The sequence below is a fragment of the Actinotalea soli genome (assembly GCF_017565425.1).
Taxonomy (GTDB): domain Bacteria; phylum Actinomycetota; class Actinomycetes; order Actinomycetales; family Cellulomonadaceae; genus Actinotalea; species Actinotalea soli.
This window is the reverse complement of record NZ_JAGEMK010000004.1, coordinates 1-13,732: the sequence shown is the minus strand read 5'-3', so window position 1 is coordinate 13,732 and position 13,732 is coordinate 1. Positions and strand designations below refer to the sequence as shown.

Sequence of the window (13,732 nt, the reverse complement as noted above, 5' to 3'; positions counted from 1 at the left end):
AAAACGGACCTTTGGGCTCAAAGTGGCAAAATCACCCGTCTGGCCGCCGGACGTCCGCACCGACGCGATCGAGGACCTGGCCGGCCGAGGCGGGGGGCGAAGCTCGGCAGGAGGAGGCGTGCTCAGGCGAGGAGGGCCTGCTCACGGAGCTGCTCGAGGAACGCCCGGACGTCCGTCGCGGCACTCTCGGTCGACAGCTCGTACTCGGCCGCCAGTGCTGCGGTGAGGCTCTCCTCGGTCTGCTCCTCGAGGAGCAGGTTCGCGAGGTAGGCGCCGGTCTTGTTGGTGGTGAGGTAGCTGGACTGGGCGAGGTCCAGGATGACGAGCTCGCCGTCGATCTCCTGCCACGTCACGTCCTCGGTACGGAGCTTCATGGCCGGAGCGTAGCGGTTCGGTTTCACCCTGTCCGCTGCCCTGCGGCACTCCTAGGCTGACCCTGCCCGCTGACGTCGTCCGGGGGCTGGCCTGAGGAGGACCGGTGACCGCTCGACCACCCAAGGATCCCGTCGTGCAGACCCTCGTGGCGGCCGTCGGGCTGCACGACCTCGCGGCCGGGGCGGCGCCCCTCCTCGACGCAGCGGTCCGGTCGCTGCCGGCCGAGGAGGTCCTCGAGGTGGTGGACGCCCATCGCCTGGCCCCGGCGGTGGCGCGCTACCTCGGCGCGCTCGAGGAGCCACCACGCGAGCTCGCTGCGGCCCTGGGGGCCCAGCGCACCGAGCAGATGGTGCGCCACCTCGCGACCTTGGCCGAGCTCGGACCTCTGGCTGCGGCCCTCGACCGGGCTGGCGTCGCGTGGGCCGTGGTCAAGGGCCCGGTGGTCGCCGCGGACCTGTGGCCGTCCCCCGACATGAGGGGCTACCTGGACCTCGACCTGCTCGTCGACCCGCACCGTCTCGCTGACGTCATCGACCTGCTGCACGGGCTGGGCGCCGAGCAGATCGACCTCAACTGGGACCTGATCAACCGCCAGGAGCGAGCCGAGCTGACGTTCTTCCTCCCGCGGGGAACGGTCCTCGACCTCCACTGGCACCTCGTGAACGACGCGACCCTGCGCCGTCGGCTCCGCTGGAGCACCCATGAGGTCCTCGCCCGCCGCCGACCGGTGCGGGTCGGGTCGGTGACGGTGCCGACCCTCGACCGGGTCGACACGCTGCTCCACCTGGCCTACCACGCGACCCACTCCGGGGCCTACCGGCTGCTGTGGCTCAAGGACGTCGAGTGCGCCTGGGCGGCGGTCGAGGACGTCGAGGAGGTCGTTCGACGGGCGGAGGCGGCGCGGGTGGACATGCTGGTGCGGGTCGCCCTCGACCGGGCGTCGCTCGTGCTCGGGTCGGACCGGTGCCCGGCGCTGCCGTGGCGGTCGCGGCGCGGCGCTCTGTGGCGCGCGGCGCTGCGTCTCCTGGACCGGTGGGGGAGCGTGCCGCCGCGGGGCGTCGACGGGCGCACCGGCCGCACCCGCTTCACGAGCGTGCGGACGGGGACGGCGTCGAGCGCCTGGGCCCTGATCGTCGAGGCAGCCGGCCATCTCCGGGAGCGCCGGGACACGAGGCGCCCCGAGGACGACCTGCCCAACCCGCTGCACGAGGCGGACGGTGACCTTCGAGCCCGTCGCGCGTACCTCGAGGCGGTCGCCCGGCAGTAGACGCAGGCGGAGAGGTCGGCGTCGAGACCGGGCGAAGACCGATCGGGTGAAAAATGTCCGCTTTGACACAGAACCCGGCGGTATCGCCCTAGCATCCGACCATGCGGCGTACAGAGGCGTCGCACGTCGAATGGGAGTCCAACATGGGGTACGAGAAGCCTTCGATCACCAAGGTCGGTTCGGTCGCCGACCTGACGCTCCACGGTCGCGGCAAGGGCAAGGGCAAGGGCCCGAAGCCCGGCCACGGCGGCGGCATCTCCTGATGCCGCGGGCCGGTGCCGGGACCTGATCCCGGCATCGGTCCCCCGAGGCGCCCCGGGACCCCGGGGCGCCTCGGACGTCCCGCACCCGGCCGAGAGGGGCCCGCATGAGCACGCTGCGCACCGTCGTCGGCCTCGGGCCGCGCCGCTGGGCCGTCCTGCTGCACGCCGCGCTCGCGGCGACCGCTGCCGAGCTCGCGATCCGCACCCTGCGGCTCCCGACGGCCAGCCGGCTCGCCGGAGCAGCCCTGCGCCTCGATGCCGAGGCCCCCACCTCGGTGGTGCCAGGGCTCGACGGGGCAGTCCCCGAGGACACCGACGGCTGGGACCTCCTCAGCCCGCGCGACGCCGAACGGTGCGACCTGGCCCTGCGCGTCCTGGACCGCGGCCCCTTCAACGGCACCTGCCTGCGTCAGTCCCTGCTCCTCGCCCACCTGCTGCGCCACCGCGACCCCGTGCTGCGGGTGGGCGTGGCCAAGATCGACGGAGCGGTCCAGGCCCACGCCTGGATCGAGGTCGACGGCGCGAGCCTGGACCCCACCCGGTCCGAGTTCCACGTCCTTGCGTCCCCTGTCCCCGGAGGTGCGGCATGACCGACCTGCAACGGCTCTACGGCCTCGTCGTCTCCTCGGAGTTCCCGCTCCACCAGAGCCGCCCGGTGCCGCACGGCACCCGGCCCGACGTGACCGTCCGGTGGGGTGCTCCCCGCTCCCGCGCCGAGCAGGCGGAGCCGGTCGACGGGACCGTGCTCCTCGAGCTCGAGTGGGACGACGTCGTCTCCTACGCCTTCTACGAGCGCCCCGACGGCACCGTGCTGCTGCGGTTCACGGGCACCTGCGAGTTCGAGGTCTCGGCCGACCTCGCCGAGGTCACGGTCCACGTGGTCGAGGGGGCCGACCCGGGGGTGGCCGTGGTGCTCACGACCGGGGCGATGCTGGCCTTCCAGCTGTACCGCCGCGGCCGGGCCGTGCTGCACGCCAGCGCGGTCGAGGTCGACGGGCGGGCCCTGGCCTTCGTCGGGCCCTCCGGGGGCGGCAAGTCGACCATGGCGACCCTGATGTGCGCCGACGGCGCCTCCCTCGTGACGGACGACGTGCTGTGCGTCGAGACCGGTGCCGGTCGCCCGACGGTCCGCCTCGGCGCGACCGAGCTCCGGCTGCGCAAGGGGGCCGACACCCTGGTCGAGCTGTTCTCCACCGGCGCCCCGGGGCGTCGGACGAGCGCCGACCAGCGCCAGATCCTCAGCCTGAGCACCGAGGTCGAGGACGACCTGCCGCTCGCGGCGATCGTCGTGCCGTACCCGGACCGCCGACGCAAGCACGTCAAGGTCGTGCGGCAGGAGCCCCGGGAGGCGCTGCTCGACCTGCTGTCCTTCCCGCGACTGCTCGGCTGGAAGGACCCTGCCGTCCAGCGCGGCCACCTCGCTCACCTCGCGGCCGTCGTCGCCCAGGTGCCCGTCTACCACGCGCACGTGCCGTGGGGGCCGCCCTTCGACCCGAGCATCGCCGCGGCCCTGCGGTCCCGGATCCCCGAGCTCGCGCCCGTCCCCACCCCGGTCTGAGGGACCCTCGGCTGCGGGGCCTCAGGCCTCGGCGTCGGGCATGTAGGCGGCGGCCTGGAGCCGGAACAGGTCGGCGTACACGCCGTCGGCGGCCATGAGCTCGGTGTGGGTGCCGTGCTCGGCGACCCGCCCCGAGTCCATGACGTAGATGTGGTCGGCGGTGCGCACGGTCGAGAACCGGTGGGAGACCACGAGCGCGCTGCGGCCCGCGAGCATCGAGCGCAGCGAGGCGAAGAGCTCGTGCTCGGCGCGGGGGTCCATGGCGGCGGTCGGCTCGTCGAGGATGACCAGCGGTGCGTCGCGGTAGAAGGCCCGGGCCAGGGCCACGCGCTGCCACTGCCCGCCCGAGAGGTCGCGGCCGCCCGGGAACTCGCGCGAGAGGATCGTGTCGTAGCCCGCGGGGAGGGACTCGATGGCCCGGGCGATCCCCGCGTCGGCCGCTGCCCGCCGCACACGCTCGGGGTCGGGCTCGTCGTCGGGCCGGCCGATCGCGATGTTGTCGGTCGCGCTCAGGCCGTACTCGACGAAGTCCTGGAAGATCACCGTGATGCGCTCGCGCAGGCCCGCGCTGCGGTACTGCCGGGCGTCGACCCCGTCCCACAGCACCTGCCCACCGGTGGGCTGGTACAGGCCCGCGAGCACCTTGGCCAGGGTCGTCTTGCCCGAGCCGTTCTCCCCGACCAGGGCCACGACCTCCCCGCGACACAGCCGGACCGTGACGCCGTCGAGGGCGGGTGCCTCGCTGCCCGGGTAGGTGAAGGCGAGGTCCTCGGCCTCGAGCAGCTCGAAGGTCGACGGCGGGTCGGGCTGGCCCTCGACCCGCTCGCCCTGGCCCGGGTCCATGGTGAGGAAGGCGTCGACGTCGTCCAGGAACAGGCCGGACTCGAAGACCAGACGGATGCCGTTGCTCAGGGCCTGCACCTGGTGGGCGAGCATGCGGATCGCGACGATCGCGGCCCCGGCCGAGGCGACGGTGATCTCTCCCTCCGCCACCAACCACACCATCACGACGAGGGTGGCGGCCAGGGCCACGGCGGCCCCGAGGTTGCCCAGGGCGCTGAGCCGCGAGCGGCGCAGGATGTGCCCGCGCAGGGCCTTGAGGTAGGTGCCGTACAGGAGGTCGATCCGTCGGCCGAGCTCACGGGCCAGGGCGAAGGCGCGCACCTCGGCGGCCTCGTCCCGCCCGGTCTGCAGGCCGATGAGGTACTCGCGCAGCCGTAGCGCCGGGGTCTGCTCGACCGCGAAGTCGAACTCGAGGCGGCTCTCGCGGCGGCTGGTCAGCACGAGCGGCGCCCCACCGAGCACGAGCAGGGGGAGCAGCGCGGGGTGCAGGGTCACGAGCACGGTGCCCACGCCGAGGCTGCCGAAGACCGCCCCGAGCATGATCACCAGCCCCTGGGTGACCTGGTAGGGGCGGAACAGCGCGTTGGTCTCGACCCGCTGCAGGCGGTCGAAGAAGGTCGGCTCCTCGAAGTTGCGCAGGCTCACGCCGGTCGCGGTGCGCAGCACGTCGCGCCACATGGCGGCCGCGACCTTCTCGCCCAGCAGCCGCTCGACGTTCTGCTGCACGGCCCCGGAGAGGCTCGTGATCGCGGTGACCAGGGCGAGCAGCGCGACCGGCAGCCACAGCCGGGGCAGGGCGTCGGGGTCGTCGGCGACGTCGAGGATCACCGTGAGCACCCGCTCGACGACGAGGATCTGCGCCGCGAGGGCTGCCGCGGCGAGCACCTGCAGGCCCAGCACCGCGAGGAGCACGCGAGGCCCGGCCCGCCACACCTGCTGGGTCGACCGGACGAGCAGACGGGTCAGCCGACGCGCCGACCGGGGGCCGCCCGCCCGTGCGGCAAGGACCTCGAGCGGGTCGACATCACTCATGGGGACTACAGAACACCACAAAGTGGTCATCGCGCGTGCGCCGAACGGGCGGTCGGGCGGACCATAGACTCGCACCATCCCCGGGCGCACCCCTGCGTCCGGGCCTGCGTCGTGCCCCGAGAAGGACAGATGAACCTCACCGGCCTGCTGCCCGCCCTGCTCGCCGACCCCGCCGTCGCCACGGCCCGCGAGCTGGCCGGGGCCTCGGCCCTGACCCGCACCCCCGTGCTGGACCTGGTCACCCCGGCGGGGGCCCGGGCGCCGATCGTGGCGACGGTCCTCGACGCGGTCGCGCAGGCCGAGGCGGGCACGGGGGACCCCGCACGCTCGGGCTGCGTCGTCGCGGTGACCGCGACCGGCCGCGAGGGCGACGACCTCGCGGCTGCCCTGCGCTGCTACCTCCCCGCCGACGACGTCGCCGTGCTGCCGTCCTGGGAGACCCTGCCGCACGAGCGGCTCTCGCCGCGCAGCGACACCGTGGCCAGGCGTCTCGCGGTCTTCCGTCGTCTGGCCCACCCCGACGAGAGCAGCGTGCAGGGCGGCCCGGTGCGGGTGCTCGTGGTCCCTGTCCGGGCGTTGCTGCAGCCGGTGGTCGCCGGCCTCGGCGAGCTCGAGCCGGTGGCCCTGCAGGCCGGGGCCCAGGCCGACCTCGAGGACGTCGTCGAGCGCCTGGTGGCAGCCGCGTACACCCGGGTGGACATGGTCGAGCGTCGCGGGGAGTTCGCGGTGCGCGGCGGGATCCTCGACATCTTCCCGCCGACCGACGACCACCCCCAGCGGGTCGAGTTCTGGGGGGACACGGTCGAGGAGATCCGCTGGTTCGCGGTCGCCGACCAGCGCAGCCTCGAGGTCGCGGTGGACGGCCTGTGGGCCCCGCCCTGCCGCGAGATCCTGCTGACCGAGCCGGTCCGGGCGCGGGCGGCAGCCCTGGTCGAGCAGCTGCCGGGGGCCGCCGAGATGCTCGAGAAGCTCGCCGAGGGCATCGCCGTCGAGGGCATGGAGTCCCTCGCCCCGGCCCTGGTCGAGGAGATGGTGCCCCTGCTGGACCTGGTCCCGGCCGGGGCCCTGCTGGTGGTCGCCGACCCCGAGCGGGTGCGCCGCCGGGCCCACGACCTGATGGCCACGACCCAGGAGTTCCTCGACGCCGCGTGGACCGCGGCCGCCGCCGGGGGCAGCACCCCGATCGACCTGCGCGCGGCCTCCTTCGCGGGGTACGCCGAGACCCGTGAGCTCGCCCTCCAGCGGGGTCTGGGCTGGTGGACGCTGAGCAGCTTCACCCTCGCCACCGACGAGCTCGTGTCAGAGGCTGAGGGTGCCCCAGGTACCCCAGGTTCTGACACGAGTCCTGGCGTGGGGCCCGACGGCGAGGCGACGAGCCTGGTGGTCGGGGCGCGGGACGTCCGCGGGTACCAGGGCGACGTGCAGCGTGCGGTCGCCGACCTGCAGAGGCTGCAGCGCGAGGGCTGGAGCCTGGTGCTCACCACCGAGGGGCACGGCCCGGCCCAGCGCATGGTCGAGCAGCTCGGCTCCCTCGAGGTCCCGGCCCGCCTGGTCGGTGAGATCACCGAGGCGCCCGCGAGCGGCGTGGTCCTGGTGACCCCTGCCCCCGTCGGCCGGGGCTTCGTCGCGGACGGGCTGCGGCTCGCCGTCTTCTCCGAGGCGGACCTGACCGGGCGGGCCGGCACCTCGACGCGGGACATGCGGACCATGCCCTCGCGGCGCCGCAACACGGTCGACCCCCTGGCCCTGCGCCCGGGGGACTTCGTGGTCCACGAGCAGCACGGCGTCGGCAGGTTCGTCGAGCTCGTCCAGCGCACCATCGGCAGCGGCCCGACGGCGGGGCGCCGCGAGTACCTCGTCATCGAGTACGCGGCCTCCAAGCGCGGGCAGCCGGGGGACCGGTTGTACGTGCCGACCGACCAGCTCGACCAGGTCACCAAGTACACCGGTGGCGAGTCGCCCAGCCTCAACAAGATGGGCGGCTCGGACTGGGCCAAGACCAAGGGCCGGGCCCGCAAGGCCGTCAAGGAGATCGCCGGCGAGCTCATCCGCCTGTACTCGGCACGGATGGCCACGCAGGGGCACGCCTTCGGGCCGGACACCCCGTGGCAGGCCGAGCTCGAGGACGCCTTCGCCCACGTCGAGACCCCCGACCAGCTCGTCACCATCGAGGAGGTCAAGTCCGACATGGAGAAGACCGTGCCGATGGACCGCCTGGTGTGCGGCGACGTCGGCTACGGCAAGACCGAGATCGCCGTCCGCGCGGCCTTCAAGGCCATCCAGGACGGCAAGCAGGTCGCGGTGCTGGTCCCCACGACCCTGCTGGTCCAGCAGCACCTGGACACCTTCGCCGAGCGCTACGCGCCGTTCCCGGTGACCGTCAAGGCGCTGTCCCGGTTCCAGACCGAGTCCGAGTCCCGCGAGGTGGTCGAGGGGCTGGCCGACGGCTCGGTCGACCTGGTCATCGGCACGCACCGCCTCATCACGGGCTCGGTGCGGTTCAAGGACCTCGGCCTGGTGATCGTCGACGAGGAGCAGCGGTTCGGCGTCGAGCACAAGGAGACCCTCAAGCAGCTGCGCACCAACGTCGACGTGCTCGCGATGAGCGCGACCCCCATCCCGCGCACCCTCGAGATGGCCGTGACGGGCATCCGTGAGATGTCGACCCTGGCCACCCCGCCCGAGGAGCGGCACCCCGTGCTGACCTTCGTCGGGGCCTTCGACGAGAAGCAGGTCACCGCGGCGATCCGGCGTGAGCTGCTGCGCGAGGGGCAGGTCTTCTACATCCACAACAAGGTCGACTCGATCGACCGCACCGCCTCGCGGCTGGCCGAGCTGGTCCCCGAGGCCAGGATCGCCACGGCCCACGGCAAGATGGGCGAGCACCGTCTCGAGCAGGTGATCGTCGACTTCTGGGAGAAGAGGTTCGACGTCCTGGTCTGCACGACGATCGTCGAGACCGGCCTGGACATCTCCAACGCCAACACCCTGATCCTCGAGCGGGCCGACCTGCTCGGCCTGTCCCAGCTGCACCAGCTGCGTGGCCGTGTGGGCCGTGGGCGCGAGCGGGCCTACGCCTACTTCATGTACCCGCCCGAGCGGCCGCTCACCGAGACGGCCCACGACCGGCTGGCGACCATGGCCGCCAACACGGACCTGGGTGCGGGCATGCAGATCGCCCTCAAGGACCTCGAGATCCGTGGGGCGGGCAACCTGCTGGGCGGCGAGCAGTCGGGGCACATCCAGGGGGTCGGGTTCGACCTCTACGTCCGCATGGTGGGCGAGGCCGTCGCTGCCTACCGCGGCGAGGCCGAGGAGCGTCCGGCCGACGTGACCCTCGAGCTGCCGGTCGACGCCCACGTGCCGCACGACTACATCGCCCACGAGCGGCTCCGGCTCGAGGCCTACCGCAAGGTCGCCGACGCGACGACGGCCGAGAAGATCGAGGCCGTGCGCGCCGAGCTGACGGACCGGTACGGCACGCCCCCCGCGCCCGTCGAGAACCTCTTCGCAGTGGCTGCCTTCCGCAACCGGGCCCGCGAGGCAGGCCTCACCGACGTCACCGCCCAGGGCAAGTTCGTGCGGTTCGCGCCGGTCGAGCTCGCCGAGTCCGCGACCCTGCGGCTCAAGCGGCTGTACCCCGGCACCGTGCTCAAGCCCGCGGTGCGCACCGCCCTGGTGCCCTTCCCGACGACGGCGCGCATCGGCGGACGTCCGCTCGCGGGTGCGGAGGTCCTGGCCTGGGCGACCGAGCTCATCGAGGCCGTCCTCGGGGGCGACGTCGCGGCGGCCGCCGCCGTCGGGACGCGGGCGGCCGAGGGGTTCTGAGGTCCACCACGGACCGGCGCGCCCGGCGCGGGGCCCGGGTCGCCTACGATGTTCGGCGCGGGTGCCGCCAGGTGCCCTGACGAGGGAGGCGTGCACGTGAGGGTGCGGACGGCAGCAGCGGTCGCAGCAGCGACGACGACGGCGATGCTCGTGGCGGGGTGCTCGACGACCCCGGGCGCGGCGGCCGTGGTCGAGGGGCGCACGATCACCCAGTCCACCCTCGACGCGGCCCAGCAGGACCTCGCGCCGATCTTCCAGGGGGTCGACGCGCGCACGGTGCTCGTCGGGCTCATCGTCGCCCCGTACTTCCTCGAGGCGGCCGCGGAGAACGGCGTGGCGGTCTCGGAGGAGCAGGCCGTCGAGGTCGTCAACCAGGGGCTCGCCGAGAGCGGCCAGGAGCTGCCCGAGCTGAGCGAGGGTGCCCTCGAGGTGCTCCGCTTCTCGCTGGCCTCCCAGAGCCTGCAGCAGCTCGAGGACGCCCCCGCGATCATCAGCGAGGTCGAGGCGGAGATCTTCGAGGCGGACGTCACGATCAACCCGCGGTACGGCGAGCTGGACCCCGAGACCGGCCAGATCACCGCCGAGACCCTGCCCTGGCTCCACGTCGGGGAGTGACCCGTGCCGTCGACCGGTGACGGGACGGCCGAGCTGAGAGAGCTCGTCGCCGTGATGGACCTGCTGCGCTCGCCCGGTGGCTGCCCGTGGGACGCCGCGCAGACCCACGCCTCGCTGGTGCCGTACGCGATCGAAGAGGTCCACGAGGTCGTCGAGGCGATCGAGAGCGGGGACCGGGAGGACCTGCGCGAGGAGCTCGGTGACCTGCTCCTCCAGGTGGTCTTCCACGCCCGCGTGGCCAAGGAGCACCCCGAGGAGCCGTTCGGCATCGCCGAGGTGGCTGCGGGGATCACCGCCAAGCTCCGGCGCCGGCACCCCCACGTCTTCGAGGTCGGCGAGGCCCGCGAGGGTGGCTCGGGGGACGCCCCGGCCGGCAGCGAGGACCAGCACGCCCGCTGGGAACGCATCAAGAAGACCGAGAAGAACCGCGCCTCGGTGCTCGACGGCATCCCCGCCGGGCTCCCGGCCCTGGCCCGTGCGCAGAAGGTGCTCAGCCGGGCCAGCCGCGCGGGGCTCGAGACGGGCGGCCCGGGACGAGAGGTACCGGGCGGGGCCGTGGTCGCGGACGCGGGCGACCAGGGTGAGGCCGAGCTCGGTGCGCGGATCCTCGCCCTGGTCGCCGAGGCTCACGAGCGTGGTCTTGATGCCGAGGGTGCCCTGCGCGGGGCCGTCCGCCGGCTCGAGGGCGAGCTGCGCCGGGCCGAGCAGGCCTGAGCCGCCTCGAGGCCCCAGGGCACCACCGCCCGCCCCCGGCCCGTCATCCTGCCTGTCCATCAGGTGGACTGAGACCTACGTCCTCCTAGAAAGCGCTTTCCGGGACTACCGTCGAAGCGTGCACCGGGTTCCTGGCCCCGGCGCGATCAACGAGGAGAGACCTGATGAAGATCGGTGTGCCCCGGGAGTCCCGCCCGGGCGAGCGGCTCGTCGCCGCCACCCCCGCAACCGTCACCCAGCTGCGCAAGCTGGGTTACGACGTCGTCGTCCAGGCCGGGGCCGGTGCCGGCGCGAGCTATCCCGACCAGGCCTACGCCGAGGCCGGGGCGACCGTGGTCGAGGCGGCCGAGGCGTGGGCGGCTGACGTCGTCACCACCATCGACGCCGCTCCGGCCGAGCGCGTCGCTGCCCTGGCCCCCGGCACCACGCTCATCTCGATGATGGCCCCCTCGACCCACCCCGAGCGGGTCGAGGCCCTGGCCGCCGGCGGGCTGACGGCCCTCGCGCTGGACGCCGTGCCGCGGATCTCGCGTGCGCAGTCCATCGACGTGCTGAGCACCCTGTCGAACGTCGCCGGGTACCGCGCGGTGATCGAGGCCGCCGAGGAGTTCGGCGGCATGTTCACCGGCCAGGTCACGGCGGCGGGCAAGACCCCGCCGGCCAAGGTCTTCGTCATCGGCGCCGGGGTCGCGGGGCTGGCAGCGATCGGCGCCGCGGGCAGCCTGGGCGCCCAGGTCCGGGCCTTCGACGTCCGACCCGAGGTCGGCGAGCAGATCGAGTCCATGGGTGCGCAGTTCGTGCAGGCCGCGGCCGCCCAGCAGGAGGTCAGTGCCGACGGGTACGCCGGGGAGCTGACCGCCGAGCAGCAGCGGCTCACCGAGCAGATGTACTCCCAGGAGACGGCCCAGGCCGACGTCGTGATCACCACGGCCCTGGTCCGCGGCACGGCCCCCACGACCATCACGGCGGCCATGGTCGCCGCGATGCGCCCGGGCAGCGTGATCGTCGACCTCGCGGCCTCGGGGGGCGGCAACTGCGAGCTCACCGTCCCGGGGGAGCGGGTCGTCAGCGAGAACGGTGTGGTGATCCTCGGCTGGACGGACCTGACGAGCCGCCTGCCCCGGCACACCTCGCAGCTCTTCGGTACCAACATCGTGCACCTCATGGCCCTGCTGACCCCCGAGCGCAACGGCGAGCTGACCCTCGACCTGACCGACCCGGTCCAGCGCGGCATGACGGTGGTCAGCACGGGGGAGGTGCTCTGGCCCCCGCCACCGGTGCAGGTCTCGGCGGCCCCGGCCCCCACGCAGGAGGTCGTCCCTCACGTCGACCCGGCCGAGCAGGCCCGGATCGCCCACGAGGCCGCACGCCGTCGTCGGACCCGCCGCACGGTCACCGCAGGCCTCGGGGCCGTGCTGGCCATGCTGCTGCTCACGGTCTCCCCGGCCGAGACCCAGCAGCACCTCACGGTCTTCGGCCTCGCGGTGATCATCGGGTACTACGTGATCTTCAACGTGACCCACTCGCTGCACACCCCGCTGATGGCCCAGACCAACGCCATCTCGGGGATCATCCTGGTCGGCGCGCTGCTGCAGATCGGCTCGGCCGACCTCGTGGTGTCGACCATCGCGTTCGTGGCGGCCTCCGTCGCGAGCATCAACATCTTCGGCGGGTTCCTGGTCACGTACCGGATGCTCGGCATGTTCCGGAAGGACTCCTGACGTGCTCACCTCCCTCGTGCAGGCCGTGTACCTCGTCGCGGCGGTCCTGTTCATCCTCAGCCTCGCGGGCCTGTCCACGCAGGCCTCGGCCCGCCGCGGCAACCTCCTCGGGATGATCGGCATGGTGCTGGCCCTCGGGGCGACCGTCGTGCTGGCCCTCGAGCACGCCGAGCGGTCGCTGCTGGTGACCGCCGTGCTCATCGCCCTGGTCTTCGCGATCGGCGCGAGCGTCGGCGTGTGGCGGGCCCGCAGCGTCGAGATGACGCAGATGCCCGAGCTCATCGCGATCCTGCACAGCTTCGTCGGGCTCGCCGCGGTGCTGGTGGGCTTCAACTCCTACCTGACGGCCGCCCCCGACACGGTGCACCAGATCGAGGTCTTCCTCGGGGTCTTCATCGGCGCGATCACCTTCACCGGCTCGGTCGTGGCGTACCTCAAGCTCTCCGCGAAGATGTCCTCCTCGCCGCTGATGCTGCCCCACCGGCACCTGCTCAACCTGGTCGCCGTCGTGGCGTCCCTGGGCCTCATGGCCTGGTTCGTCGCGCAGAACGCGCTGGTGCCGCTGGTCGTCATGACGGTCATCGCCCTGCTGGTCGGCTGGCACCTGGTGGCCTCGATCGGGGGTGGGGACATGCCCGTCGTCGTCTCGATGCTCAACTCGTACTCGGGCTGGGCCGCGGCTGCCGCCGGGTTCATGCTCGGCAACGACCTGCTCATCGTGACCGGTGCCCTGGTCGGCTCCTCGGGCGCGATCCTGTCGTACATCATGTGCCGGGCGATGAACCGGTCCTTCGTCTCGGTGATCCTCGGCGGCTTCGGGGCCGAGGGCGGCACCGTCTCGGCCGCGAGCGGCGAGCAGGGCGAGCACCGCGAGACGACGGCGGTCGAGGTCGCGGAGTCCCTCGCGTCGGCACGGACGGTGGTCATCACCCCGGGGTACGGCATGGCCGTGGCCAAGGCCCAGTACCCGGTGGCCGAGCTCGTGGCCAGGCTGCGGGCAACCGGGGTCGACGTGCGGTTCGGCGTCCACCCCGTCGCGGGGCGGCTCCCCGGGCACATGAACGTGCTGCTGGCCGAGGCCAAGGTGCCCTACGACATCGTCCTGGAGATGGACGAGATCAACGACGACCTCGCCGAGACCGACGTCGTGCTCGTCATCGGCGCCAACGACACCGTCAACCCGGCGGCCCTCGAGGACCCGGGCTCGCCGATCGCCGGCATGCCGGTGCTCGAGGTGTGGAAGGCGCGCGAGGTGGTCGTGTTCAAGCGCTCGATGGCCACGGGGTACGCGGGGGTGCAGAACCCGCTGTTCTTCCGCGAGAACACCGCGATGCTCTTCGGCGACGCCAAGGACCAGGTCGAGCAGATCACCCAGGCCCTCACGGCCGCCGCGGTCCCCGTGCACTGAGCCGTCGGCGTCCGTCCGGTGCGCTCGCGGCGCTCGGGGAGCCCTCCGGGGCGGTAGCGGGGGGGGGGGGGGGGGGGGGGGGGGGGGGGGGGGCCCCCCCCCCCCCCC

General features: G+C 73.2%; 11 protein-coding genes. 9 read left to right on the top strand and 2 right to left on the bottom strand.

Annotated elements, in window-relative coordinates; all coding sequences use genetic code 11:
- Positions 1 to 122: 122 nt before the first annotated feature.
- Positions 123 to 374 (bottom strand): PqqD family protein, encoded by a 252-nt coding sequence (locus J4G33_RS09195; protein ID WP_208055672.1) that lies wholly within the window; start codon positions 372 to 374, stop codon positions 123 to 125.
- Between the two features lie 104 nt (positions 375 to 478).
- Here J4G33_RS09195 and J4G33_RS09190 point away from each other — a divergent pair, with 104 nt between their 5' ends.
- From J4G33_RS09190 to J4G33_RS09175, 4 genes are all read left to right on the top strand, one after another.
- Positions 479 to 1,642, top strand: coding sequence for a nucleotidyltransferase family protein (locus J4G33_RS09190; protein WP_208055671.1), 1,164 nt, complete (start codon positions 479 to 481; stop codon positions 1,640 to 1,642).
- A gap of 101 nt (positions 1,643 to 1,743) precedes the next feature.
- Positions 1,744 to 1,905 carry a lasso RiPP family leader peptide-containing protein gene (locus tag J4G33_RS09185; RefSeq protein WP_208055670.1) on the top strand — a complete coding sequence of 54 codons (162 nt, stop codon included), beginning with the start codon at positions 1,744 to 1,746 and terminating at the stop codon, positions 1,903 to 1,905.
- A gap of 104 nt (positions 1,906 to 2,009) precedes the next feature.
- On the top strand, positions 2,010 to 2,495 hold the full coding sequence (locus tag J4G33_RS09180; RefSeq protein ID WP_208055669.1) for a lasso peptide biosynthesis B2 protein: 486 nt from the start codon (positions 2,010 to 2,012) through the stop codon (positions 2,493 to 2,495).
- The gene (locus J4G33_RS09175) at positions 2,492 to 3,463 is read left to right on the top strand and encodes a phosphoenolpyruvate carboxykinase (ATP) (RefSeq protein ID WP_208055668.1); all 972 of its coding nucleotides are present in this window, start codon (positions 2,492 to 2,494) and stop codon (positions 3,461 to 3,463) included. Before J4G33_RS09180 ends, J4G33_RS09175 begins: the two co-directional genes overlap by 4 nt.
- Positions 3,464 to 3,484: 21 nt before the next feature.
- Here J4G33_RS09175 and J4G33_RS09170 read toward each other — a convergent pair whose 3' ends face one another.
- Positions 3,485 to 5,338 (bottom strand): ABC transporter ATP-binding protein, encoded by a 1,854-nt coding sequence (locus J4G33_RS09170; protein ID WP_208055667.1) that lies wholly within the window; start codon positions 5,336 to 5,338, stop codon positions 3,485 to 3,487.
- 129 nt (positions 5,339 to 5,467) lie between these two features.
- Here J4G33_RS09170 and mfd point away from each other — a divergent pair, with 129 nt between their 5' ends.
- The 5 genes from mfd to pntB all read left to right on the top strand — a co-directional run bounded on the left by mfd (position 5,468) and on the right by pntB (position 13,624).
- Positions 5,468 to 9,166 (top strand): transcription-repair coupling factor, encoded by a 3,699-nt coding sequence (gene mfd / locus J4G33_RS09165; protein ID WP_208055666.1) that lies wholly within the window; start codon positions 5,468 to 5,470, stop codon positions 9,164 to 9,166.
- Between the two features lie 96 nt (positions 9,167 to 9,262).
- On the top strand, positions 9,263 to 9,781 hold the full coding sequence (locus J4G33_RS09160) for a hypothetical protein (RefSeq protein ID WP_208055665.1): 519 nt from the start codon (positions 9,263 to 9,265) through the stop codon (positions 9,779 to 9,781).
- Between the two features lie 3 nt (positions 9,782 to 9,784).
- Positions 9,785 to 10,495 (top strand): nucleoside triphosphate pyrophosphohydrolase, encoded by a 711-nt coding sequence (gene mazG, locus J4G33_RS09155; protein ID WP_307793834.1) that lies wholly within the window; start codon positions 9,785 to 9,787, stop codon positions 10,493 to 10,495.
- Between the two features lie 164 nt (positions 10,496 to 10,659).
- Entirely contained in the window at positions 10,660 to 12,216 is a 1,557-nt protein-coding gene (locus J4G33_RS09150; protein WP_208055664.1) for a Re/Si-specific NAD(P)(+) transhydrogenase subunit alpha, read from the top strand.
- A 1-nt stretch (position 12,217) separates the two neighbouring features.
- On the top strand, positions 12,218 to 13,624 hold the full coding sequence (gene pntB, locus J4G33_RS09145; RefSeq protein WP_208055663.1) for a Re/Si-specific NAD(P)(+) transhydrogenase subunit beta: 1,407 nt from the start codon (positions 12,218 to 12,220) through the stop codon (positions 13,622 to 13,624).
- The last annotated feature ends 108 nt before the right edge of the window (positions 13,625 to 13,732 follow it).

Bases quoted from the DNA above. Each gene is read 5' to 3' on its own strand.
- J4G33_RS09195 (WP_208055672.1), bottom strand. From the start codon at position 374: ATGAAGCTCCGTACCGAGGACGTGACGTGGCAGGAGATCGACGGCGAG.
- J4G33_RS09185 (WP_208055670.1), top strand. From the start codon at position 1,744: ATGCGGCGTACAGAGGCGTCGCACGTCGAATGGGAGTCCAACATGGGG.
- J4G33_RS09180 (WP_208055669.1), top strand. From the start codon at position 2,010: ATGAGCACGCTGCGCACCGTCGTCGGCCTCGGGCCGCGCCGCTGGGCC.
- J4G33_RS09175 (WP_208055668.1), top strand. From the start codon at position 2,492: ATGACCGACCTGCAACGGCTCTACGGCCTCGTCGTCTCCTCGGAGTTC.
- J4G33_RS09170 (WP_208055667.1), bottom strand. From the start codon at position 5,338: ATGAGTGATGTCGACCCGCTCGAGGTCCTTGCCGCACGGGCGGGCGGC.
- mfd (WP_208055666.1), top strand. From the start codon at position 5,468: ATGAACCTCACCGGCCTGCTGCCCGCCCTGCTCGCCGACCCCGCCGTC.
- J4G33_RS09150 (WP_208055664.1), top strand. From the start codon at position 10,660: ATGAAGATCGGTGTGCCCCGGGAGTCCCGCCCGGGCGAGCGGCTCGTC.